The sequence below is a fragment of the Amycolatopsis sp. cmx-4-61 genome, from assembly GCF_046548775.1.
In the GTDB taxonomy this organism is placed as follows: domain Bacteria; phylum Actinomycetota; class Actinomycetes; order Mycobacteriales; family Pseudonocardiaceae; genus Amycolatopsis.
This window is the reverse complement of the sequence record NZ_JAEBEI010000010.1, coordinates 179,613-204,204: the sequence shown is the minus strand read 5'-3', so window position 1 is coordinate 204,204 and position 24,592 is coordinate 179,613. Positions and strand designations below refer to the sequence as shown.

General features: G+C 74.1%; 16 protein-coding genes. 3 read left to right on the top strand and 13 right to left on the bottom strand.

Annotation, left to right across the window (positions count from 1 at the left end):
• Positions 1 to 2 precede the first annotated feature (2 nt).
• The 8 genes from ACLJOU_RS27125 to ACLJOU_RS27090 all read right to left on the bottom strand — a co-directional run bounded on the left by ACLJOU_RS27125 (position 3) and on the right by ACLJOU_RS27090 (position 16,814).
• Complete coding sequence (locus ACLJOU_RS27125) at positions 3 to 5,294, bottom strand: SDR family NAD(P)-dependent oxidoreductase (protein ID WP_410571033.1); 5,292 nt, start codon at positions 5,292 to 5,294, stop codon at positions 3 to 5.
• Positions 5,291 to 8,728, bottom strand: a complete 3,438-nt coding sequence (locus ACLJOU_RS27120; RefSeq protein ID WP_410571032.1) for an amino acid adenylation domain-containing protein — start codon at positions 8,726 to 8,728, stop codon at positions 5,291 to 5,293. Before ACLJOU_RS27120 ends, ACLJOU_RS27125 begins: the two co-directional genes overlap by 4 nt.
• A gap of 150 nt (positions 8,729 to 8,878) precedes the next feature.
• The gene (locus ACLJOU_RS27115) at positions 8,879 to 12,325 is read right to left on the bottom strand and encodes a beta-ketoacyl synthase N-terminal-like domain-containing protein (protein ID WP_410571030.1); all 3,447 of its coding nucleotides are present in this window, start codon (positions 12,323 to 12,325) and stop codon (positions 8,879 to 8,881) included.
• A 387-nt stretch (positions 12,326 to 12,712) separates the two neighbouring features.
• Complete coding sequence (locus ACLJOU_RS27110) at positions 12,713 to 12,943, bottom strand: hypothetical protein (RefSeq protein ID WP_410571143.1); 231 nt, start codon at positions 12,941 to 12,943, stop codon at positions 12,713 to 12,715.
• A gap of 103 nt (positions 12,944 to 13,046) precedes the next feature.
• Positions 13,047 to 14,312, bottom strand: a complete 1,266-nt coding sequence (locus tag ACLJOU_RS27105; protein ID WP_410571028.1) for a PucR family transcriptional regulator — start codon at positions 14,310 to 14,312, stop codon at positions 13,047 to 13,049.
• Between the two features lie 29 nt (positions 14,313 to 14,341).
• A complete protein-coding gene (locus tag ACLJOU_RS27100; protein WP_410571026.1) occupies positions 14,342 to 15,004 on the bottom strand; it encodes an alpha/beta fold hydrolase in 663 nt (220 codons plus the stop codon).
• Between the two features lie 14 nt (positions 15,005 to 15,018).
• Positions 15,019 to 16,128 (bottom strand): FAD-dependent oxidoreductase, encoded by a 1,110-nt coding sequence (locus tag ACLJOU_RS27095; RefSeq protein WP_410571025.1) that lies wholly within the window; start codon positions 16,126 to 16,128, stop codon positions 15,019 to 15,021.
• Complete coding sequence (locus ACLJOU_RS27090) at positions 16,125 to 16,814, bottom strand: TetR/AcrR family transcriptional regulator (protein ID WP_410571023.1); 690 nt, start codon at positions 16,812 to 16,814, stop codon at positions 16,125 to 16,127. Before ACLJOU_RS27090 ends, ACLJOU_RS27095 begins: the two co-directional genes overlap by 4 nt.
• 430 nt (positions 16,815 to 17,244) lie before the next feature.
• On the opposite strand from ACLJOU_RS27090, the gene ACLJOU_RS27085 reads away from it, so the two are divergent.
• On the top strand, positions 17,245 to 17,670 hold the full coding sequence (locus ACLJOU_RS27085; protein ID WP_410571022.1) for a DoxX family protein: 426 nt from the start codon (positions 17,245 to 17,247) through the stop codon (positions 17,668 to 17,670).
• Here ACLJOU_RS27085 and ACLJOU_RS27080 read toward each other — a convergent pair.
• The 5 genes from ACLJOU_RS27080 to ACLJOU_RS27060 form a co-directional block, all read right to left on the bottom strand.
• The gene (locus ACLJOU_RS27080) at positions 17,667 to 18,185 is read right to left on the bottom strand and encodes a VOC family protein (RefSeq protein WP_410571020.1); all 519 of its coding nucleotides are present in this window, start codon (positions 18,183 to 18,185) and stop codon (positions 17,667 to 17,669) included. The genes ACLJOU_RS27085 and ACLJOU_RS27080 overlap by 4 nt on opposite strands.
• A 66-nt stretch (positions 18,186 to 18,251) precedes the next feature.
• On the bottom strand, positions 18,252 to 18,404 hold the full coding sequence (locus tag ACLJOU_RS27075; RefSeq protein WP_410571018.1) for a hypothetical protein: 153 nt from the start codon (positions 18,402 to 18,404) through the stop codon (positions 18,252 to 18,254).
• Positions 18,405 to 18,683: 279 nt separating this feature from the next.
• Positions 18,684 to 19,226, bottom strand: coding sequence for a dihydrofolate reductase family protein (locus tag ACLJOU_RS27070; RefSeq protein WP_410571017.1), 543 nt, complete (start codon positions 19,224 to 19,226; stop codon positions 18,684 to 18,686).
• A gap of 101 nt (positions 19,227 to 19,327) precedes the next feature.
• Positions 19,328 to 20,455, bottom strand: coding sequence for a S1 family peptidase (locus ACLJOU_RS27065; protein ID WP_410571016.1), 1,128 nt, complete (start codon positions 20,453 to 20,455; stop codon positions 19,328 to 19,330).
• 720 nt (positions 20,456 to 21,175) lie between these two features.
• Positions 21,176 to 22,855: a sulfatase gene (locus ACLJOU_RS27060; protein WP_410571014.1), complete on the bottom strand. Its 1,680-nt coding sequence runs from the start codon at positions 22,853 to 22,855 to the stop codon at positions 21,176 to 21,178.
• 284 nt (positions 22,856 to 23,139) lie between these two features.
• Here ACLJOU_RS27060 and ACLJOU_RS27055 point away from each other — a divergent pair, with 284 nt between their 5' ends.
• Together ACLJOU_RS27055 and ACLJOU_RS27050 are read left to right on the top strand one after the other, a co-directional pair.
• Positions 23,140 to 23,334 (top strand): antitoxin, encoded by a 195-nt coding sequence (locus ACLJOU_RS27055; RefSeq protein ID WP_410571013.1) that lies wholly within the window; start codon positions 23,140 to 23,142, stop codon positions 23,332 to 23,334.
• 74 nt (positions 23,335 to 23,408) lie between these two features.
• A complete protein-coding gene (locus ACLJOU_RS27050) occupies positions 23,409 to 24,575 on the top strand; it encodes a VanZ family protein (protein ID WP_410571012.1) in 1,167 nt (388 codons plus the stop codon).
• Positions 24,576 to 24,592 lie beyond the last annotated feature (17 nt).

Below are 24,592 nucleotides of genomic sequence, written 5' to 3'. Positions count from 1 at the left end.
CTTCAGCGCTCGAGCTTGGGGATGGTGGTCGCGGCCGGGGCGGGCTCGGGGGCGCTTCCACGGGAATGGGCCCCGCTGCGCAGTTCCTCGATCCGCTCGGCCAGTGCGGCCACCGTGGAGGATTCGAACAGCGTCTTCATGGCCAGCCGGGCGCCGGTGGTCTTGCGCACCTGGGCGATCAGCTGGATGGCGACGAGGGAATTGCCGCCGAGGGCGAAGAAGTCGTCGTGGACGCCGACGCGCTCGACGCCGAGCACCTCGGCCCACTGCCGCGCGATCTCCGCCTCGAGGTCGGTGCGCGGGGCGACGTAGTCGTCCTGCGCCTGCGGCGAGACCGCCTCGGCGACCTCTTCGGTCTCTTCCAGGCGCTCGGCGGTGACGCGGCGGGCGAACAGGTCGCGCACCGGGCGGGTGCTGATCACCACCTGCCCGCCGAGGCCCGGCGTCAAGGCCCGCAGGAACGCCTCGGCGCCGTCGACCGGCCGGATCCCGGTGGAGTCCACAGTGGACCTCGGCACGACGCTCAGCCCGCTGCTGACCGCGTTCTCGTCGACCTGCCGCAGCACGAAGTCCTCGATTTCGACCAGCACGCGGCCGGTGTCGTCGCAGAGCGTCAGGTCGGCGGAGATCACCTGGTCGCCACCGGAGTCGCGATGACGCAGGTGGCTGTGGAAGCTCGCCGGGAGCGGGGCGTGCACGACGACGCGCCCGTAGCTCATCGGCAGGTAGGTGCCGCTTCCCCGGCCGCGGCCGAACGCGGTCGCGACGTCGAGCAGCGCGGGGTGCAGGCCCCAGCCGGTGTCCCCGGCGGCCGCGTCCGGCGCGACGAGCGATGCCAGTTCCTCGTGCTCGCCGACGTGGTGGGTGCGCAGCGCCGCCCAGCGCGGGCCGAAGGTGACCATGCTGGTCCGGCCGGTGCCGAAGGCGTTGCCGTCGTCGAGCACCCGGGTCCGGCCCCGCACCGCTTCGAGGTCCACTGTGGACGTCGTCGGGGCCGGGACCCAGCCCGCGGAGCCGCGGACGTGCACCTTCGTCACCCCACCCGCGCGGCTGGTCACGGTGAAGCCGTCGCCCTCGAAGGCGACCCGGTACTCCGCGACGGTCCCGTCCGGCACCGAGAACGGCTCGAGGAAGGCGACGTCCTGCAGTTCGACGACGTGGCCGTCGCCCGGGCGCGGCCGGGCCGCCTCGACCGCCGCTCGCACGGTTTCCAGGTGCCCGGTGCCCGGGACGACCGGCACGCCGGAGATCCGGTGCTCGGCCAGCAGCCAGTGCCCGTTCGCCGAGACCAGACCGTGGCAGCTCTCGCCGGTGCGGGTGGTCAGCACCGGGTGCGAGACGGGGCCGTCCGCCTTGGTGCGGGTGGAGCGGATCGTCGTCGGCGCGGCGACCTCGGCGGCCATGCCGACCTCGTCCCAGCCGCCCCAGTCGTGCGAGACGACCCGGGCCCGCCAGCCGTGGGAGCCGCGGGCGTAGGCGTCGAGGAAGTTGTTGGCCGCGCAGTAGTCGACCTGCCCGAAGTCACCGGAGACGGCGGTGACCGACGAGCACAGCGCGACGAAGTCCATCGGCAGGTCGGCGAACGCCTCGGCGAGCGCGAGCGTGCCACCGATCTTCGGGGCGAGGACCGCTTCCGCGGCCGCCCGCTCCTTGACTTCGGCGACGCCGCCGCCGGGCAGGCCGGCCGCGTGCACGATCCCGTCGAGCCCGCCGAACTCGCGCTCGGCCAGCTCGCGGACCTCCCGCAGCCGTACCGGGTCGGTGACGTCGGCGGCGACCACGTGCACCACCGCACCGGCCGCCTCCATCCGCCGGATAGCGCGGATCGCGCGGGCCGGTCGGTCGTCGCCGTCATAGGCGGCCCAGTCCTCGCGGGGCGGGAGCCCGGACCGAGTCAGCAGGATCAGCTTCGCGCGGACGCGCAGCGCGAAGTCCTCGGCCAGGGTGATCCCGATGCCGCCGGTCCCGCCGGTGATCAGGTACCGGCCGCCCTCGCGCAGCACCGGCTGCGTCACCTCCGGCACGGTGAGCTGCGTGTGCTCCAGGACCCACCGACGGCCGCGCCGCAAGGCGACCTCGGCGGTGTCCGCCGGCCCGAACAGCTCGGCCACGACCGCACCGGACACGCTTTCGACGTCGATCCGCCGCACGACCGTGCCGGGGACCTCCAGCGGGAGCACCCGGGCGATGCCCGCGAGGGTCGCGTGCTCGGGCCGGGTCAGGTCGGTGCCGGTGACGTCGGCGGTGCCGGTGGCCAGCACGTCGATCCGCACCGGCTCGCCCCACGCCTGGACCAGGTCGAGGACGCTGAAGAACCCGCGGTCCTGCGCGGCCATCCCGGTTTCCGTCCCGCCGAGGGCCCACGCGTGGACGACCCGCTCCGGCCGGGTGCCGAGGGCGGCGACGAGTTCGTCGTAGTCCTTCCGGGCCCCCGGCCGGACGGTGAAGCCGTGCTCGACGGCGGCGAACTCCGCACCCGGGCGGACCTCGGTGACCGTGACCCCGGCGTCCCGCAGCAGGCCGGGCAGCACGTCGTCGTCGACGAACGCGAGGCAGGTGGCGAACGGCTCGCGCCGCAGCTCCGGGCCGGCCTGGCGCCAGGACGGCACGGCGAACCACTCGTCCAGGGGCAGCGGTCCGCTCGGACGCGCCGGTTCGGCGATCGTGCCCGCCGGATCGGGGTCGACCCAGTAGCGCTTGCGGGCGTACGGGTAGCCGGGGAGGGGAACGCGGTGCCCGGGCACCGTCGACTCGACCGGTACTCCGTGTGTCCACAAGAGACCGGCCGCGGCATGGAGCGTTTCGACGTCGCCTTCGCGGTCGGTGCGGCCGGGCAGGCTCGGCCGCGGCGCGGGCAGGCCCTTCGGCACCTGGCCGCGGGCGAGCCCGGCCAGCTGGTGCCCCGGACCGCACTCGACGAGCGCCCAGCGGTCACCGCCGGCGAACAGCGTCCGCACGCAGTCGCCGAACCGGACCGCCTGCCGCAGGTGCGCGGCCCAGTAGCCCGGGTCGGTGGCCTGCGCGTCGGTGATCCAGCCGCCGGTGAGGTTCGAGAGGAACGGCAGCGACGGCGCCGACCGCGGCACCGCGGCGACGGCCTCGGTGAACTCGGCCAGGATCGGGTCCATCATCGGCGAGTGGAAGGCGTGCGAGGTCACCAGCTCACGGCACTGCACGTCACTCGACCTGAGCAGCGCGGCGAAGTCCGCCACGGCGTCGGACGGCCCGGCGACGACGCAGGTGCCCGGGCCGTTGACGCCCGCGATGGCCAGGCCTTCGGGCAGCCGTTGCGTCACGGCCGCTTCGTCGAGCTGGACGGCCAGCATCGCGCCGGCCGGCATCGCCTGCATCAGCTCCCCGCGCCGGACGACCAGCCGCAGCGCGTCGGCCAGGGTGAAGACCCCGGCTACGGTCGCGGCGACGTACTCGCCGACGGAATGGCCGATCATCGCCCCGGGCCGCACACCCCAGCTGCGCCAGAGGGTGGCGAGCGCGTATTCGACGACGAACAGCGCGGGCTGGGTGTACCGGGTCTCCCGCAGCTGCGCGTCCCCGCCGCGGTCGAAGATCAGCTCCTTCAAGCCCGGCAGCCCGGCCAGCTCGCAGCACTCGTCGACGGCCGCGGCGAACACCGGCTCGCTGCGGTACAGCTCGGCACCCATCCCGGCGTACTGCGACCCCTGCCCCGAGAACAGGAACGCCACCTTGAGCTCGGCCGCCTGCGCGGTGAGCAGGCGCCGCGGGTCACGCAGGCCGTCGACCGCGTCTTCGGAATCGCGGGCGACGACGGCCGCGCGGTGCGGGTACTCCGTGCGCCCGGCCGCCAGGGTGTGGGCGACGTCGGCGAGGTCGAGGTCGATGTCCCCGGCCAGCCGGTCGGCCAGCCGCTCGACCGCCGCGGCCAGCGTTTCCGGCGTCTTCGCCGACACCCGCAGCAGGTAAGCCGGGTGCGGGCGGCGGTGCCGCCGCGGCGCCGGGGCCTCCTCCAGCACCAGGTGGGCGTTGGTGCCGCCGACGCCGAACGAGCTCACCCCCGCCCGGCGCGGGGTGTCGGCCGCCTCCCACTTGGTCACCGTGCGCGCCGGGTAGAACGGGCTGCGCGGGAAGTCGATGCCCGGGTTGGGTGCTTCGTAGTTGATGGTCGGCGGGATGAGCCCGTGCTCCATCGCCAGCACGGTCTTGATCAGCGCGACGACGCCGGCCGCCTGGGACAGGTGGCCGATGTTCGACTTCACCGAGCCGATGGCGCACCAGCCGGTGTCCGGCACGCCGTGTCCGTACACAGTGGACAACGAGGTGATCTCGATCGGGTCGCCCAGCGCGGTTCCGGTGCCGTGCGCCTCGACGTAGGAGATCGTGCGCGGGCTCACCCCGGCCATGCCGACCGCCTGCGCGATGGCCTCGGTCTGGCCCGAGACGCTCGGCGCGGAGAAGCCGACCTTCGTGGCACCGTCGTTGTTGATCGCGTTGCCGAGCACGACCGCCCGGACGTGGTCACCGTCCGCCAGGGCCTGCGAAAGCCGCTTGAGCAGGACGACGCCGACGCCGCTGCTCCAGACCGTGCCGTTGGCGCCCGCGTCGAACGCGCGGACGTGCCCGTCCGGCGAGGTGAAGCCGTCGACACCCATGTACCCGATGCCGTGCGGCATCTCCAGGTTCACCCCGCCGGCCAGCGCCATGTCGCATTCGCCGTTGCGCAGGGCCTCGCAGGCCAGGTGCACCGCGACCAGCGACGTCGAGCACGCCGTGTGGACGGCCAGGCTCGGCCCGCGCAGGTTCAGCTTGTAGGACACCGACGTCGTCAGGTAGCTCGGCTGGTTCCCGGTCGACATCCCGATGCCGCCGTGCTGCGACGCCATCACCCGCTCGTTGCGCAGCAGGTTCTCGATCAGGTACCCGGTCCGGCCGGTGCCGCCGTAGACGCCGATCGCGCCGCGGTAGCGGGCCGGGTCGTAGCCGCCGTCGGTCAGCGCCGAGTGGCAGGCTTCGAGGAACACGCGGTGCTGCGGGTCGGTGATCTCCGCTTCGCGGCTGGTCATCCCGAACAGGTCGGCGTCGAACTCGTCGAAGCCGTCGACCATCGTGGTCGCGTTGACCCAGCTGGGATCGTCCAAGGTGGCCGGGTCCGCGCCGCGGGCCAGCAGTTCCTCGCGGGTGGCGGGCTTGATGGACTCGACGCCGTCGACGAGGTTCCGCCAGAACCGGCGCAGGTCGCCGGCGCCGGGCACGCGGGCGGCCATGCCGACGATCGCGATCGGGTCGGCGATCGCGTCGGGTTCGAGGTCGTGGGTCACAGCGGTCGCTCCTGTTCCTGGCCGGTCGTGCCGGCACTGCGGCGGGGTCTTCTGGACGGGGTGCGCCCCCGGCGGGCGGCGACCCGCTCGGCGGCGCGGGCGAGCTCCGGGCCGGGTGCGGCCCCCGCGTGCAGGTGGGCGGCGAGGGCGCGGACGGTGGGGTGGGTGAACAGGTCCACCATCGGGATGCGGCGGCCGAGCCGGGCGGTGACCTCGGCGTGGACGCGGGCCAGGGCGAGCGAATGCCCGCCGATGTCGAAGAAGTTGTCGGTCACGCCCACGGCGTCGAGCCCCAGCACCTCCCGCCAGGTGGCCGCGATGACCGTCTCCGTGGCGGCCAGCGCGGCGACGTCGGCGACCGGTGCCTGCTCGGACCGGGACCGTGCGGCCGCCTCCGGTGCGGCGGTGCGGACGGCGGCCCGCGGGAGCTCCGGCGCGCACGCCGCGGCCGGCCGGTCCGGCTCGGCGACCAGCGCCGCGAGCAGCGCCGTGAAGTCCTCGGCCAGCGCGGCCATCCGGGCCGCGTCGAAGAGATCCGGGTTGTAGAGCAGCTCGACGCCGTGCTCGAGCACGTAGACGGTCAGGTCGAACGGCGAGCCGGGCTTCTCGACCGGCAGCCACGACCCGCGCACCCCGGGCAGGTCGAGCCGGGGTTCGGTGAAGTTGAGGACGTTGACCATCACCTGCACGAGCGGCGCCCGCGACGGGTCGCGCGGCACGCCGAGGGCGTCCACGAGCCGGTCGATCGGTGCCGCCGGGTGCGCGGTGGCGGCCAGGAGTTCCTCGCCGCTGGCCCGCACCAGTGTGGTGAAGTCCGCCTCCCGCGCCCTCAGCCGCACCGGGACGATGTCCACGAAGAACCCGGCGACGTCCTGGGTTTCGGCCAGCTGCCGGTCCGCGACGACGGTGGCCACCAGGTGGTCGTCGCCGCCCGTCAGCCGGCGCAGCAGCTGCCCGAACGCCGCCAGCACCACACCGGCGCGGGTGGTCCCGGTGCGCCGCGCCAGTTCCCCGGCGGCGTCGGCCACGCCGGCGGGGAACGCCTGGTACCGGCTCGCGCCGCGGTAGGTCTGCACGGCCGGGCGCGGGTGATCCCGCGGCAGGTCCACAGTGGACGGTGCACCGGCGAGGTGGGCGCTCCACCAGGCGAGGTCGATCGCTTCACGACGGCGGTCGCGGTCCGCGCGCCAGACCGCGTAGTCCGCATAGGACACCGGCAGCGGCGGCAGCGCCTCGCCGCGGTAGGCCGCCGCGAGGTCGGCGCACAGCAGTTCCTGCGACCAGCCGTCGAACACCGCGTGGTGCAGCGTGCACCCGAGGACGTGCTCGTCCGGCCCCAGCTCGTAGAGCCGCACGCGCCAGGGCGGTTCGCGGTCGAGCCGCAACGGCGTCGCCGCGTCGGCGGCCAGCCGGTCGCGCACGGCGTCCGCGGCCACCGGGATGACCGGCAGGGCCACGTCGGACGGCGGCAGGCACTCGGCTCGCGGGACACCGTCGACCGGGCGGATGCGCCAGCGGAGCACGTCGTGCCGCTCGGCCACCGCCCGCAGCGCGGCCCGCAGCGCCTCGACGTCGAGACGACCGGCGAGGCGGAAGGCCATCGCGATGTTGTACGGCGCCGCGTCCGGGGCGAGCTGGTCGAGGAACCACAGCCGCCGCTGCGGCGGGGACAACGCGGGCGCGTGCCCGGTGGTCAGGCCCGCGCCGGAGAGCGGGGCGGCCGCGGCCACCCGCCGGGTGAGCCCGTCGAGGGTCCGCCCGGCGAAGACGTCCTCGACCGAGACGTCGGCGGCCAGGTCCGCCCGCAGGGCCGCGACCAGCCGCATCGCCGAGATCGAATCGCCGCCGGAGAGCAGGAAGTCGGCTCCGGCGCCCGCGCCGAGCACCCGGCGCCACACCGCTTCCACCGGTGACGCGGGTTCGGCGGCCGCCACCGGCTCGGTCCCGGCCAGTGCGCGCAGGGCGGCCCGGTCGATCTTGCCGGTGACGGCGTTGACCGGCAGCGCGTCCAGCCGCCGGAGCGCGGCCGGGCGCATCGCCTCGGTCAGCCGCTCCCCGGCATAAGCGTGGATGTCGGCGTCGGACGGGGCCGAGGCCGGGGTCAGGAAGGCGACCAGCCGGGTGCCACCGGGACCCGGTACGGCCTCGACCGCGACGGCGCCGACGTCCGGGTGGCTCCCGAGGGCCGCCTCGACCTCGCCGAGCTCGATCCGCTGGCCGCGGACCTTCACCTGGCGGTCGGCGCGGCCGGCGAACTCGAGCCGGCCGTCGAGGCGCAGGCGGGCCAGGTCTCCGGTGCGGTAGCGCCGCTCCCCCGGGGCGACCGGGTCGTCCACGAACTTCCGCGCGGTCAGCTCCGGGTGGTTCAGGTAGCCCGCGGCGACGCCCGGGCCGCCGATGACCAGCTCGCCCACTTCGCCCGGCGGGACCGGCCGCAGCTCGGCGTCGACGATGCTCGCGCGGTGGTTCGGCGTCGGCGTGCCCAGCGGCAGCGGGTCGGCCGGGCTGCCGGTCACCTCGTCGGTGACCACGACGACGGTGGTCTCGGTCGGGCCGTAGACGTGGAAGAACCGGCGGCCGGGCAGCCAGCGGGCGACCAGCTCGGCGGGCACCGGCTCGCCGCCGCAGGCCACGGTCCGCCAGCCGGGCACGTCCGCGGGGTCGAGCAGGGACAGCAGGGTCGGCGTGGTGAACCCGAAGTTCACGTCGTGCTCGACGACGAACCGCCGCAGCCGTTCCGGGTCGGCGCGGTCGGCCGAGCCGGCGAGCTGCACCGAGCCGCCGACGGCGAGCGGGACGAAGACGTCCATGGTGAACGCGTCGAACCCCAGCGAGGAGACGCCGAGCGCGCGGGTGCCTTCGCCGGCGCCGAGCCGGGCGGCGAACCCGGCGACGAAGGCGACGATGTTGCGGTGGCTGGTGAGCACGCCCTTCGGCCGCCCGGTCGAGCCGGAGGTGTAGAGCACGTGCGCGGTGTTGTCCGGTGTCGCGGGGCAGGTGCCCGGGTCACCGGGCGGCGGGACGTCGATTCCGCGGCCGGGCCCGAATTCCGCGACGGCGGCGTCCCCGACGACCAGGGTCACGCCGGCGTCCGCGGCGATGCCGGTCAGCCGGGCCCGCGGGCCACCGGGTTCGAGCGGGACGTAGCAGGCGCCGGACAGCAGCACCCCGAGCACGGTGGCCACCAGAGCGGGTGTCCGGTGGGCGCACACCCCGACCCGGGTCTCCGGGCCGGCGCCGCGCTCCCGCAGGGCGGCGGCCACCCCCCAGGCGGCCGCGACGAGCTCAGCGTAGGTGAGCTCGGTGGCGCCCTGCCGCACGGCGAGCGCATCCGGCGTCCGCCGCGCCTGCGCGAGGACCAGCGCGGCGACCGTCGTGTCCGGATAGGACAGTGGCGGGCCGTCGATGCCGGTGCCGGCCAACGTGTCGGTCAAGGTGAACTCCCCGGTTCGGTACGGCCGCGGTGGCGGCCGGGTGGTCGTGCGTGCCGGTCACGGGTGTGTCCCGGGACGGGCGGGTCGATCGGGTGGTGCCGCCGCCGGGCTGGGCGCGGGGCGCCTCAGCCGGGTGGACGAGCTCACCGGTCACCGTTGTTCTCCCGGGACCGGCGGGTCGATCCAGCAGCGGGTGCGCTGGAACGGATGTCCCGGCAACGGCACCCGGCCGGGGCGGGCGCCGTCGTGCCGGGCGGCCCAGTCGACCCCCGCGCCGCCGATCCAGCGGGCGGCCAGTTCCCGCGCCGCCCCCGGCGGGCCGGCCAAGCCGGTGCCCTCGGCCAGCAGCGTCTCCAGCGCCTCGACCGCCTCGGCCGCCGTCGTCGCGACCACGGCCGCGCGAACACCGAACTCCCGGCGGCCCACCGCGAGGGTGTACGCCACGTCGGCCAGGTCCGGTGGGTCGGCCGCGAGGCGGTCCCGCAACGCCGACAGCGCCTCGCGCAGGGCGGTCCCGTCCCGCGCGGACACCGGCAGGACGTACGGGCCGTCGGCCGTCACCCGCGGCCCGGGTGCCGGGGCCTCCGCCACGAGCACGTGGACGTTGGTCCCGCCCATGCCGAACGCGCTGACCCCGGCCACCCGCCGCGGCACCTCCGGCCAGTCGGTCGCCTTGACCGGCACGAAACACGGGCCGCCCGCCAGGTCCACCTCCGGGTGCGGGGCGGTGAAGTGCAGGTTCGGCGGGATCACGCCGTGGCGCACCGACAACACGGCCTTGATCAGCCCGGCCACTCCGGCCGCCGCGTCGAGGTGGCCGATGTTCGTCTTCACCGAGCCGAGCGCGCAGGTGCCGGGCGGGACGTCCCCGTACACCCGGTTGAGGGCGGCCACCTCGATGGCGTCGCCCAGCGGGGTGCCGCTGCCGTGCGCCTCGATCAGCCGGACCTCCGCCGGGTCCACCTCGGCCACGGCGAGGGCCTCGGCGATCGCGGCCGCCTGCCCGGCCGGGCTCGGCACCGCGTACCCGGCGCGGTCGCCGCCGTCGTTGGTCATCGCCCAGCCGGGCAGCACCGCGTGGATGTGGTCGCGGTCGGCGAGGGCGTCGGCCAGCCGCCGCAGCACCACCACCCCGGCGCCCGAACCGAACCCGGCGCCGCCGGCCGCGGAGTCGAACGAGCGGCAGCGGCCGTCCGGGGACGCCATGCCGCCGGCGCGGTACCGCGGCCACGTGACGCTCACTCCCCCGGCGATCGCGAGGTCGCAGCGGTAATCGGCCAGGCTCTGCGCGGCCAGCCCGACCGCGGCGAGCGAGCTGGAGCAGGCACTTTGGACGGCCACCGCGGGCCCGGTCAGGCCGAACCGGTAGGCGAGCTGGCCGGGCAGGTGGTCGGTCAGCTGGCGGCCGAGCAGCCGGCCCTCCCAGTCGTCCGGGTCGACGTCCCCGGTCACCGCCGGGTTGCCGAACAGGTGGAACAGGAAGTACCGGTTCACCCCGGCGGCGGTGAACACGCCGACCGGGCCGGTTTCCCGCGCCGGGTCGCGGCCCGCGTCCTCCAGCGCCCGCCACGCCGTCTCCAGGAACAGCCGGTGCTGCGGGTCGGTGCGGGCGGCCTCCTCGGCGGTGAACCCGAAGAACCCCGCGTCGAAGTCCTCGACGCCGTCGAGCCGGCCGCCGGCGCGCACGTGTGCCGGGTCGGCGCGCAGGCCGGGGCCGATGCCGAGGGCGGCCAGCTCGTCGTCGGTGTAGTCGTGGACCGAGTCGGTCCCCGCGCAGAGGTTCCACCAGAACGCGCCGGCGTCCGGGGCGCCGGGGAACCGGCAGGCCAGCCCGACGACGGCGATCAGGTCGCTGCCGGGTTCGTCCGCACGGGACTCGTCCGCACCGGAGAGCAGCGGGTCCGAAGTGGACTGCTCCAGGTACGCGGCCTGCGCCGCGACCGTCGGGTGCTCCAGCAGGCTCAGCAGCGGGACCTCGGTCCCGAACTCGGCGGCCAGCCGCTGCTGGACCCGGCCCAGCAGCAGGGAATGCCCGCCGACGTCGAAGAACGCGTCCGTGGTGCCGATGCGGTCGTGCCCGAGCACCGCGCACCAGATTTCGTGCACCCGGCGCTGCGCCGGGGACATCGGCCCGGCGGGGACGGGCGCCGGCGGCCGCGGGTCCGGAAGCGCTTCCTCGTCCAGCTTGCCGCTGACGGTGAGCGGGAACGCCGGCACCACGGTCACCGCGCCGGGTACCGCGTGCCCGGGCAGCACCTCGGCCAGCGCGGCCCGCAGCGCCGTCCCGCCCGGCCGGGATCCGGCCACCGGGACGACGTAGGCGAGCAGCTCCCCGTCGCGGACGATCGCCCGCGCTTCGGCCACTTCCGGGTGCTCGCCGAGCCGGGCCTCGACCTCGGTCAGCTCGATCCGGAAGCCGCGGACCTTCACCTGCCGGTCCAGCCGGCCGAGGCAGACGAGGTTCCCGTCGGGGAGCACCCGGCCGAGGTCGCCGGTGCGGTAGCTGCGGACGCCGCCGCCGGTGGTCCCGAACGCCGGGCTCGCCTGGTCGAAGTAGCCGTCGACCAGGTACTCGCCGCTGACTTCCAGCTCACCGCCGTCGAGCACGGTCAGCGTGTAGCCGGGCAGCGCGGTCCCGATGGGCAGCGGCCCGGTGTCGTCGTCGCCGACGTCCGCGGCGGTCAGCCGGTACTGCGCGGCGAAGGTCACCTCGGTCGCGCCGTAGCCGTTGACGTACACGCACTCGGGGGCGAACCGGCCGCGGCGGACGTCGGCGTAGATCGCCTGCTCGCCGCCCAGCAGGACGGTCCGCACCGAGGGCAGGTCGCCGTCGAGGGCGTCGAGCAGGTAGCGGTAGACCGTCGGCGTCGAGTGGTAGACGGTCACCTCGTGCCGCGCGAGCTCGCGGGCCGCGTGGGCCACGCCGTGGGCGCGGACGTCCACCGGCACGACGGCGGCGCCGGTCAGCAGCGCCGGGTAGAGGTCGGGGATCGCCGCGTCGAAGCCGAAGGAGGCCAGCAGGCTGACCCGGTCCGCCGCGGTGATCCCGAGCGTGGCGATCTGGTTGTCGACCACGTGGCCCAGGTTGCGGTGGGTCTGCGCGACGGCCTTGGGCGTCCCGGTGGAGCCGGAGGTGAACAGCACGTAGGCGGGCGCGTCCGGGTCCGGGTCGGGCACCGGCAGCGGCGCGGTGTCCGTTCCGGACCGCACGACCCGCGCGGACCCGGTGCGGCACAGGGCTTCCGCGAGTTCGACGTGCTCGCGACACTCGGCGTCGGCGAGCACGGCCGACACGCGGGCCGCCGCGACCTGGTGGGCGAGCCGGTCCCGCGGGAAGGTCGGGTCCAGCGGGACGTAGGCGCACCCGGCGGCCAGGGTGCCGAGGATCGCGGCGATGGTGGAGGTGCCGTGCCCGGTGACCAGGCCGACGAACTCCCCGGGCCGCACCCCGGCGTCGAGCAGCCGGGCGGCGTGCCCGCCGGCCAGCGCGGCCAGCCGGCCGTAGCCGACCGCCGGACCGGCCTCCAGGACCGCGATCCGGTCGGGGGCGCGCCGGGCGAGTTCCGCGAATCGTCTGAGACAACCGGCTTGCGTCATCGCCGGCAGTCGGCTCCCGATGGCGAATGGGCGCGCGAAAACCAAAGCGGTGACGTGGACTTCATCTCACTCCCCAGTGCGATTTGACGAAGAATCACGCAAGGCTAAGGGGCAGGACCGCATCTGGGGATACGCAATCCGCAGAGTTCAGCCGAATGCCCTATCGAACCTGGACCGGTCGACGCAGTTTCCCACGTCTTCCACGGTTGATCGCCACTGTGGACGATCGATCGGCTACCGATCGTCACCTGCCGGAATACCCGTGCTCCCGGTCGGATATTCACCGACCGCATTTCGGTAGCCCGGTTCGGCGGCCGGGCGGGTGGCAATTCCACGAAATCGATTCAGGCACCGCACGCGCGATCCCGCGAAGGGAGTGGTGGCTCCTCAGCCCGCGTTGGCGAGGAGGCCCTGCCCCGGTGTCGCACTCCGCAGCAGGCACGGGTGGCACGGCATGCCGCGCAGGCCGTCCAGCACCTCGGCATCGGCGGGGAAGATCGGCTCGCCGCACAGCGCCGTCAGGTGGCCGGGCACCGGGGCGTCCGGGACGGGGATCAGGTGGCAGACGCGTCTGCTTTCGCCGACGACGCCTCGGCGTAGCCGCACCAGCGCGAGCATCCCACCGTTCTCACCCATGGGAGCACGGTAGGCGAAGATCGGCGCCGCGACTTCGTGCCGGCGGCCCAACGATCTTGGGCGCCCGTGGTCCGGGACACCAAAGTCACGCCGGGGAGAGCACCGCCGCGCCCAGCCGGCGGCACAGGGCCAGCGCCAGCTCGACGTCCAGCCGTCCCTCGCCGAGGCCGCGCGGCAGCAGCTCCTGCGCCTTGCGGACCCGGTACTGCACGGAGTTCTTGTGCATCGTCAGCTCGGCGGCGGCCGCGGTGTAGCTGCCGCCGGAGGCGAGGAACACCTGCAGCGTCTCGCGCAGCCGCGCGCAGTTCTCGTCGTCGGCGGCCAGCGGCCCGAGCGTGCTCGCCACCCACAGCCGGGCCGCGTTGAGGTCGCTCGTCATCAGCGCCACCGTGCCGACCTCCCGGAAGGTCAGGACGCGGTCGCAGTGCTCCCCGGCGGCCAGGGCCAGCGCGTGCACCCGGCGGGCCTGCTGGTGGGTGTCGCGGAAACCGACGACGCCGGTGCCCGGGTCGCCGACGGTCACCCGCACGCCGGCTTCGGCTTCGGCGAGCACCGCGTCGAGGTGCTCGCGGCCGACCGTCGCCCCGGGGGCGAGCGGCAGCCACACCCAGGCGCTGGCCTCGTCGCGGGGCACGAACAGGGGACGCCCGTGCCCGCGGACGCGCTCGAACACCGCACCCGCGACCGACTCCAGCGACGACAGGGCGTCGTCGACGAAGGCGGCCGACGCGTGCCAGACGATCATCCCCACGTGCGTGCCGCGCAGGCGGTAGCCGATCACCGCCTCGGCGGCGTCGACGTCGGGCGGGCCGCCGTTGCCGTCGAGCAGGTCCGCCACCTTCGCCGCCCGCGCGGCACTGCGGTTGAGCAGCCACCGGTCGCGTTCGTCCTGGTAGACGCCGACGAGCTGGCGGACGACCCGGGTGATGAACTCGTAGGCGACCCGCAGCAGCCGGCGCATCATGGCCCCGAGCAGGGCGGCGTCGTCGACGAGCCGGGTGCACTCCTGGAACCCGAAGTCGAGCATCGCGGCCTGCCCGAGGTCGTAGGCACGGATCAGGTCGAACACCGGGGTGCCGCGCTGCGCGAGCCGGCGCGCGTACTCGATCGCCGCGGCCGGCGGCTCGACCCCGGCCGGGTCGATGCCGTGCCGGAAGATCTGCAGCGCGGTCTCGATGTTCTGGTAGACGCTCGACGACAGCAGGCTGACCATGCGCTCGTCGTCGTTGACCAGCTGCGGCAGATCGGTGGCGTACAGCTGGACCAGCTCGCCGGTGAGCTCGCCCGCGCGCCCCTCGAGGGTGGCGGCGATCTGCCGGATGCGCTCCGAGACGACTTCTTCGTCCACCATGGAGCCACCTTAGGGGGTCGCCCTTCAGGCTAGTCGAGGAACTCGTCGATCAAGTCGAACGTCTCCCGCGGAGCCTGGAGGGCCGGCTGGTGGCCCGCGCCCGCCACCACCTCGAACCGCGCGTCGGGGAACGCGCCCGCGTACGCCTTGCCGAACGCCGGCGGGACGACGACGTCGTCCTCGCCCCAGATCAGCAGGGCCGGGACCCGGACCCGGGCGAGGCGGCGCAGCAGTTTCGGATCGGCCAGGCCGGGCCCGGCGTACGCCTGCATGGCGGCCAGGTCGGCCGGGTCCGGCCCCGGGGCGCCCGGCGGCGGCTGCGGCAGCCGCACCGGGTGGCCCTCGATCGCCGGGCCGATGGCGTCGAGCAGGACGAGCCGGCCGAGCCGGTGGCCGCGGTCCCGCACCGCCAGTTCGGCCGCGACCCAGCCGCCGAACGAGCTGCCCACCACGACGACGCCGGCCAGGTCTTCGTCGTCGAGGAGGTCGAGGTAGGCCAGGGCGAGGTCGTCGACGCCGCCGAACGCGGCCGGGCGCGGGGTGCCCGCCCAGCCCGGGTGCGTCGGCGCGAGCACGCGGGCGCGCGGCGCGAAGTGCTCGACGATCGGGGTGACGCTGCGCGGTCCGGCTCCGCCGTGCAGGACGAGCACGGCACGGTCGCCGCCGCCGGTGTCGAGGAGGTCGAAGTCCACGGGTTTTCCTTCCGTCAGTGCTGCTGGGCGGCGAACCGCGTCATCTGCTCGACCATCGCGCCGGGCGCGCCGGGGGCGAAGCAGGCTTCGAGGCTCTCCGCGGAAACCCGTGCGGCGGCTTCCGCACGGGGGAACATCGCGGCTTCGTAAGTGGAGAGAGCGCTTTCGACGTCGTCGTGGCCGGCCAGCGCGAGAGCCAGCTCGGTCGCGTCGAGCATCGCGAGGTTCGCGCCCTCCCCGGCGAAGGGCGACATGACGTGCGCGGCGTCGCCGAGCAGCGTCACCCCCGGCACCCGCGGCCAACGGTGGCCGGTCGGCAGCGCGTGGATCGGCCGCGGGACCACGGCGCCTTCACTGTCCGCGACGAGCGCCCGCAGGGCGGGGGCGAAGTCGGCGAAGACCTCGAGCAGCCGATCCCGGTCGGCCAGCTCCGCGACGGCGGTCGTGTCGGCGGTCCCGACGGCGGCGTACACCCGGATCCGGCCGCCGCCGGTGCGCTGGGCGATCAGCCCTTTCCCGTCGGCGAGCGCGAACATCGAACCGGCGCCGACCAACGCCGACGCCGCCGGGTGCTGTCGGTCCACATCGGACAGATGGGCTTCCGCGAAGGACAGCCCGGAATAGCGCGGCACGGCGTCCGAAAGCAGGGTCCGGACCTTCGACCAGGCGCCGTCGGCACCGACCACGAGATCCGCTTCGACGACGTCGCCGGTGGCCAGGGTGATCGTCCCCGGCGACACGGCGGTCACCTTGGCCCCCCAGCGGACCACCCCGGACGGCAGCGACCCGGCCAGGATCCGCTTGAGGTCGCCGCGGTCCACTTCCGGCCGCGTGCCGCCGCCTTCGTCGGCCGTTTCTTCGAAGCGGACGGTGCCGTGCCGGTCCAGGATGCGCAGCGCCTCGCCCTCCTCGCGCACGACGGCGCGGAATTCGGCCGTCAGCCCCGCTTCGGCCAGCGCGCGCTGCCCCGACTCTTCGTGCAGGTCGAGGGTGCCGCCCTGGTCCCGGGCGGTCGGCGAGGCGTCGAGCTCGTAGACGGTCGACGGGATCCCGCGGGTGTGCAGGACCCGCGCCAGCGTGAGGCCGCCGAGGCCCCCGCCGACGATCGCGACGGACGGGGTCATCGGTCCTCCCCGGACGCGGGGCGCGGGGTGGCGAGCGCGCCGTTCAACAAGGCGTCGAACGCCCACCTCGCGCGGGCGGGCCCGGGGCCGGACACCAGGTCACCGGCCAGCGCGGCGATGTGGGGGTGCGTCCCGGACGGAACACCGGCCAGGGATTCGGTCAGCACCTCGTGTTCGCGGGCCGCCCCGGGCCGCTCGCGGCGGCTGCCGTGTTCGACGGCGGTGGCGGTCGCGGTCAGCAGCAGGACGTCGACCGCCCACGCGGCCTGTCCCGGGGCCATGCCACCTTCGTCGAGCAGGGCCAGCACCGCCTCGACGAGCGCCAGGTAGTGCGGACCGCTCAGCCGGGTCACCAGCGCGACCCGGGCGAGGCTCGGGTGCGCGAACAGCACCGCCCGGTAGGAGTCCAGCACCGCCCACAGGCGTTCGCGCCAGTCCCCGTCGCCGTCGAGGGCGACCTCGGCGAGCAGTTCGTCGAGCACCGCCGCGTGGAGCTCCTCGGTGTCCCTGACGTAGACGTAGAGCGACGCCGCGCCGGTGTCGAGCTCCTGGGCGAGCCGCCGCATGGTGACGCGCTCGACACCTTCGGCTCGCATCACGGCCACGGCGGCCGTCACGATCCCTTCGCGCGTCAACGCGGGCTTCGCCGGCCGCTCCCGGCGGTTGTGCGTGCTTCCCGGACTCATGACCCCACTGTAGCGAACATGTTCGTTCCGATCACGTTCGGAGCGAACATGTTCGAGTGAGCCGCGCCACAGCGATCAACACTTCATTCGGGTGCGTGGAATACGGCATTCGGATCCCCCATTTTGTTAAGTCGTCCGTTAAGCGGTCACCTCGAAAGACTCGAAAATAATCGCGAAAGAGCGGACCTGATTATCAGGTGGTCTGGACCATACCGGGAAAGATCACCCGTACGGCGGCTTTTCCTTGCCGCACAACGCCGACGGACCGGCGCGATCACCGGAGCACGGTTTTCGAAAGGCGCTTACACGACGTTTGGTGCTTGTGGCAACTCTCCACGAGCGGTATATCTGGGTGACCTGAATTCGCACGCGGCCGGCCACACTGCCGGCCGGTTCGATGCCGCCCTCTCCCCCGCTCCCCGGAGGCACCATGCATCGCCTGGACCCCGCCCGCGACCACGTCATCGGGCTCTACCGCATCGTCATCGGGTTCCTCTTCGCCTGCCACGGCCTCAAGTCGCTCTTCGGCCTGTTCGGCGCGAAGTCGACCATCCCCGTCGGGACCTGGCCCGGCTGGTGGGCCGCGGTCATCCAGCTGGTGTGCGGGGTGCTCGTCTGCGTCGGCCTCGGCACGCGGGTCGCGGCCGTGCTCGGCTCCGGGTCGATGGCCTACGCGTACTTCGTCGTCCACCTGCCGACGGGCCTGTTCCCGATCCAGAACGGCGGCGAAGCGGCCGCGCTGTTCTGCTGGTCCCTGCTCCTGATCGCCTTCGTCGGCGCGGGGCGCTTCGCCCTCGGCAACCTGCCCGTGCGCCAGCGGACGGCCGAGCCGACGCGAGAGGGCGCCGCGGTCTAAGCGGGACGGGAGATCCCGACGCCGCTGCGCGCGTCGGGACCGTACTTCGCCACTTCCGCCGCGAGGTCGAGCCGCCGGGTGGCCGCGCTCTTCGCCCGGTCCTCGTCGGTCAGCAGGTCACGCGGGATGATCCAGACGACCTCGAACTCCAGCCCGCTGGGATCCCGGCCGTACAGCGACTTCGTGGTCCCGTGGTCGGACGAGCCGACCAGCGCGCCCGCTTCGGCGAGCCGGGCGGCGAGCCGCTCGAGGTCACCGAGGGTGTCCACTTCCCACGCGAGGTGGTAGAGCCCCACCGAGGTCCGCCCGGCCCCGGAGTCCGCGGCGTCCGCGCCGATTTCGAAGAGGCCGAGGTCGTGGTCGTTGACCGACCCGGGAGCCCGCAGGAACGCGGCGCCGCGGTGCGCGTCCCCGCCGTCGATGTACCCGAAGCCGAGCACGTCGCGGTAGAACGCCACGCTCTCGGCCAGGTTCCGGACGTAGAGCACGGCGTGGTTCAGGCGGAAGATCGACATCGGTGCTCCACGGCGCGCGAATCGGTTGAAGTTTCAACTTGAGGTTAAGCGCCCGCCTGCGGCCGGTCAACCCGGCAGTGCCGCCACCCAGAGCCGGCCGAGCCAGGCCGCGTACCGCTCGTCGGACCACGCACGTCCCTCGACGAGCATCGCCGCCGCGGCGGGATCGCTCGCCGCCGCGGCGCGCACCGCCAGGTGCGGCCGCGCGGTCCGCCGCATGGTCGCAGCGGCGACCTCGCCTACACCATCGGCTTCGAGCACAACACGGTGTCGATCAACGGCCGGCCGGGACCCACTCTCCGTACGTCCGGTGACCGACCGGGCGACAAACCTTCGACACCGGATCGAGGCCCTGGTCAGGGTCCCCGGCGGTTCGTAGGGTGGGTCCACCGCAGGACATCGTCAGCCGTCCCGCGGGCGGTGGTGCCCCCGGATCCGACCTTTCCCCGAAGCCAAGTCCCGGGGCACCACCGCATCGACACCGCGGCCTCGGCCGGGCTAGCGCGTCCGGTAGGTGCCGAGGATCGCCGGCCCGACCTGGACGGCGGAGACCAAGGTGAAGTCGGCGGCGTCGCCGAAGAGCCGCCTGCCCGCCCCCGCCACGCTCGGGAAGACGAGCAGGCGGTACTCGTCCACGAGGCCGTGGCGGGCGAGTTCCTGCGCGATCCCGACCGAGCCGATGACCACCACATCACGCTCTTCCCGCGCGATCGTCTCGGCCAGTTCTCCCCGCAGCAGCACGGAGTTCCGCCACGCCGACACGTCCTGGAGGGTGCGCGAGGCGACCAGCTTGGCCGCGGCGTTGAGCCGGTCCGGGAACTCGCCCGACCGGCCGGGCCAGAGCTTCGCGAACAGCTCCCAGGTGGTCCGGCCGAACAGCAGGACACCCGTGTCCAGCAGGGACCCGAGCCGGAACTTGTCGCCGGCCACCGCCTCCGGCCCGTGCCGGAACGCCCAGCCGCCGAAGGCCGTGCCGGCGGACCCGTCCGGGTCCTCGACGACGCCGTCCAGGGTGGTGAACTCGACCACGATCACGCTCATGACTGCTCCCGGTGCTGTCCCGCCGCGCCCCGGTGGCGCGGCCGCACCGGTACCTACCGGCGGCGGCCGCCGGATTCATCGGCCGCCGCCGGCGGAGCTCCCTACGCCGTCACCAGCGACACGCCGTAGGTCTGCAGGATCTCGTTCACCGGCTGGAACCACGTCTCCCCGCCGGAGCTGCAGTTGCCCCAGCCCCCGGAGGTGACGCCCTGGGCCTGGTCACCGGTGATGAACGAGCCGCCGGAGTCGCCGGGCTCGGCGCAGACGTTGGTGCGAGTCACCTCGTAGACCGCGCCCTGGGCGTAGTTGACCGTCTCGTTCAGCCCTTCGACGACGCCGCAGTGCCAGTGCGTGGTCGAGCCCGAGCGGCACACCGACGTGCCGACCGGCGCGACCCACGACCCGCGGACGAGCGCGTCGCTCACCGTGCCCCAGCCCAGCACGACCGGTGCGGTCCACCAGCCGCCGCCGATGCGGATGAACGAATAGTCGTTGCCGGGGAAGGACGAGCCGGCGAACGTGCCCATCCACGAGCCGTCCCAGCCGACGACCGAGCTGCCCGCGCCGCCGCAGTGCCCGGCGCTGACGAACCCGCCCTGCACGGAGAAGCCGATCGAGCAGCGGGTGTTGCCGTTGATGTAGTACGGGTCCCCGCCGACGGTGCCGGCCGAGAACGGCGCGGCGGCCGGCGCGGTCGCCACGGTGACCGGACCGGCCTCGGCCGCCCGGGCCAGGAAGGCGTCGACGTCGGCGCCGCGGGCGCCCGGGCGGACGGTGACCACGACGCTGCCGGCCCGCGGGTCGGCGCGCCAGCCGGTGACGGCGGCGGGCGCCGGCCGCGCCTTCGCCGACGCGTCGATCGCGGCCTTCGCGGCGTCGAGCTTCGCCGCGCTGGTCCGGGCCGCCACGGGTTCGGCGCCGGCCTGCCGGACGGCGGCGGCCGCGGCCGGGTCGGTGACGCCGACGACGAGCTTGCCCCGCGCCGGGTCGAACCACGCGCCGCCGAACGCGCTGCCGGCGGCCTGCTGCGCGGCGGGCAGCACCCGGCTGGCGGTCATTTCCTGCGTGAGCCGGGCCGACGCCTGCGCGGCGGTGAGCCCGAGGTCCCGCTGCATGGCGGTGAGCAGGCCGGGTGACGCCTGGGCCACCGCCGGCGTGAAGGAAGCGGAGGCGAGGGACGCGGTGAGGACGGCGGCGCCGCCGAGAGCCAGGGCGATTCTTCGACGCATGGGAACTCCTCCAAGGCCGGGGGAAAGAAACACACCGTCCGCCGAGTGTGCGGGCGGCGCTCGCGCCGGTCCAGATTTGTCCGGTCTTCTGTCCGGAACTTCCCCCGCCTCGTCCACTGTGGACAGTGGAATCCCGTCGCCTGGCAACCCCTTTTGCCGCGCACGGCTGAGGCGCGGATCGGCCGCCGGCTCGTCCGCGCCGTGCCGCCACCCCTTCGTCGCGGCGTCGCAGAAAGGTCTGAACCAAGTAGAACACGCCCGGCCCGGCGGCGGCCCGGACGGGAGTCTGCCGGGCACCGGACGTGCCCGGCCGTCCCCGCCCCGAAGACGGACGAGCGCCGACACCCCCACCGACAGTCCGAAGTGGACGATCTGGCCGCGGTGGCGTACGACATCCGGACGAAACGCCGTGCGGCCTCCTGACCGGTCGTACTCGAAGGGCCTTCCGCGTCACCGCGGAAGGCCCTTCACCGTGTCGTCCCTCCAATCACGCGTGATGTCCTCCCAATCACGCGAGTCACGGGCTCGATCACGTCGGCCGCGGCTTTGCTCGTGCGCCGAAGGGCCATCACGCGTGATCAGAGGGACATCAAGCGTGATTGGAGGGACATCACGCGTGATTGAAGGGACGACTCGGAGGGCCGCGCCGGGGGATCCGGCGCGGCCCTCCGGTCACTGGTTGCAGCGCTTGCCGGTGTTGATGCAGTTGACCAACCTGGTTCAGCGTGCGAAGGCGTTGAGGAAGCGGTCGCGGAAGGAATCCATCTTCCAGATCGGCGCCTGCGCGCCCGGGTGGAGGCCGTCCTGCCAGCCCCAGCCGGCGATCCGGTCGAGGACCTTCGGGTCCTTGGCCACGATGGTGATCGGCACGTCGTGCACCGCGCCCTGCGGGGTGACCACCGGCGGCTGGTGGTCGCCGAGGAACACGAGCACGAGGTCGTCGCCGCCGTAGTGCCGGACGAACGAAATCACCGTCTTCAGGGAGTAGTCGGTCGCGTCGCGGTAGGCCTCGCGGATCTTCTCCGGGTCCTTCCAGACCGATTCCGGCGCTTCGCCCGCCGCGGGCTGGGGGGCGAAGACCGAGCCGTCCCCGACCTGGTTCCAGTCGACCAGCCACGGCCGCGGCGACCAGGGTGCGTGGCTGGAGACGAGGTCGACCTCGGCCAGCACCGGCTGCTTGGCCGAGTTCGCCAGTTCCTTGCGCTGCAGCATCGACAGCGAGAACTGGTCGGGCATGGTGGCGTAGGCGTAACCCGGCCCGTGGTAGCCGATGGACCGGGCGTCGTAGTAGGCGTCCGGGTGGTAGAACCGCTGTCCCTCCGGCCAGTCCTTCGTGTGCGCGGGCACGTCCCAGACCGTCCGCCAGCCGGCCCGCTGGAACGCCCCGCCGAGGGTCAGCCGGTCACTGGCGAGCAGGTCGTTGTACCGCTGCTGGTTGTCGATCCACAGGCCCGACTGCACGGTCGAGTGGGCGAGCCAGCTGCCGCCGCCGAACGTCGAGGAGGACAGGAACGCGCTCTTCGCGCCGATGCCCGCCGCGCGCAGCTCGGCCGTGCCCGCGTCCAGCGTCGGGCCGATCTTCGCCCCGATGACCGGGTCGTCGAGCGCGATCCGCCCGTAGCTCTCCACGAAGGTCAGCACGACGTTCTTGCCGCGCAGCCCGTTCAGCAGCTGCGCCCCCGGGGTCGACCGGAAGGCGTCGTCGGCGGCCACCTCCCCGAACGGCCGCTGGTCCCGCAGGTCCGCGCCGACCTGGCGCAGGTCGCCGTAGGCCAGCGCGGCGGCGCTCTGCGCGGCGACCGGCTGCCCCGGCGCGAGCTCGACACCGAACACCGAGGAGACGATCCAGACCACGGCGAGGACGGCCACCACCCGCGTCGCGCCGGTCCGGCGCCCGGCCGCGACGTGGCTGAGCCGCAGCACCGCGAGGACCATCAGCACCACCACGGCCACCGCGAGCAGGCCGGCGCCGACGAGCGCGGCGATCGTGGCCGCGTCCCCGATCTGCCCGGCGAGGAACTCGACGCCGGCGTGGAAGAAGCTCCAGTCGTAGATCGGGTCGAACGGCTTCTCGAGGGTCGCGTAGAACCCGGTGTCGAGCGCCTTCAGCAGGGTGAGCAGCCCGAGCCCCAGCCCGGCGAGCACCGCGCCGACGCGGCGCGCCCGCGGCGGCAGGACCAGCAGGACCGCGCCGATGACCACCCCCTCGACCGGCACCCGCACCAGGGCCGCCGCGGAGAACGAGCTGAGGTCGTCCGGAGCCAGCAGCCCGAAGAGCACGAGCAGCGCGGCCAGCACGGTCAGGACCCCGCCGGCGACGTCGTGCCGCCGGGCGAGCCGCGGCAGGCCGAAGTCGGGCAGGGACACGGCCGGGGTGGTCGGACCGGTTCGTCGGAGCATGCGGGCCTCACGTCGTCGTTCGCGGCGGCGACCGCGCGGCCCGTGCGGCGGGGCCGGCGATCCTCACCCCGGTATACGGGCTGCGGCCCCGGGCGGTTCAGGCGAAACCCCTCCGCACCCGTCCGCGCCCTTTCCCGGAACCGCCCGGCGTGAAACCCCGCCCCCGGCCGTTCACCCGCGGATACCGCCGGAATCGCCGGGTCAGGGGAAGGAGCGTTGCGGGTCCGCGCCACTGGTGCTTCCCTCGGGGTTGTCCGAACACCGGTTTCGAGCGGAGGTCCACGATGAACCTGTTCGACAAGGCCAAGGAAGCACTCGGCAAGCACCCGGACCAGGCCGACCAGGGTGTCGACAAGGCCGCCGAGGCCGCCAAGCAGCGCTTCGGCGACCACGGCGACCAGATCGACCAGGGTTCGGAGAAGGCGAAGGAGTTCCTGCACAAGCAGGGCGGCAGCGGGCAGGACGCCCCGCCGCAGTGAGCCGCCGCCGGTGATCCCCAGCCGTCCGGGGGAAGCACGCTTCGCCGCCCCCGCGGCTGGGTACCACCGGCTCCGTGGTCGCCACCTACCTCGTCCCCGTCCGGACCGCCCTGCTGCTCTTCCCGTTCGTCGCGCTGGCCGTGATGCTCCCGGCCGCCTTCGTCAGCTACCGCCGCCGCGGCCGCGCCGGCGGATGGCCGACGTTCGTCTTCTACACGTTCCTGTTCTACCTGCTGGCGATCGCGATGCAGACGGTCCTGCCGCTGCCGGCCGATCCCGCCTACTGCGCCGGGCACACCTACGCCAGTTCGCCGCAGCTGCGCCCGTTCTACTTCGTCGAGGTGGTTTCCCAGCGTGCCCGCGGCCACTGGAGCCCGGGCGCGCTGCTGCACAACCCGGCGGTCTGGACCACCGCGCTCAACGTCGTGATGCTGGCGCCGCTGGGGTTCTACGTCCGCTACGCCCAGCGGATGCGGCTGCTGCCCGCGACCCTGATCGGCTTCGGCGTGTCCCTGTTCTTCGAACTGACGCAGCTGACCGGCCTCTGGTTCGTCTACCCGTGCCCGTACCGGCTGTTCAGCGTCGACGACCTCATCCTCAACACCGCGGGCGTCGTGGCCGGCTGGCTGCTGGCCGGCCCGCTCGGGCGCCTGCTCCCGTCGCCGGAACCCGAGCACGACCGGCGCCGCTACGCCGCAAGGGTCACCTTCACCCGGCGGCTGTTCGCGCTGGCCACCGACCTGCTCGGGTTCGCCGCGCTGCTCGGGTTCCTCTTCGGCCTGCTGACGCTGTTCGGCGAGGACCTGAGCCACCGCGACACGCCGGTCGTCATCCTCGCCCTCGTGTGGTTCGTGGTGCTGCCCGCCGTGACCGGCTCGACCCCCGGCAAGCGGGCGATGCTGCTGCGGGTGACCCGCCGGGGCGGCCGGCGGGCCGGACCGGTCGCGCTGCTGGTCCGCAACGGCGTGCTGCTCTCGCCGCTGTGGCTCACCTGGCTGCTGCTGGACCTGGACCGCTGGGACCTGGGCGACCACCCCGAGCAGCTGCTGCTGCCGGTGGCACTGGCCGCCTCGGTGTTCGTCGTCGGGATCTGGACGCCGCTGGCGGTGCTGCTCGACAACGAGCACCGGGCGCCCTACGAGCGGCTGACCCGCACCGTGAACGTCGCCGTCGTGCCGCCGCAGCACGCGGAACCGGCGCCCCCGGCGGCCCGGCCGGAGGAAGTCCTTAAAGGACGGTGAGGGACGCCGGGCTGCCC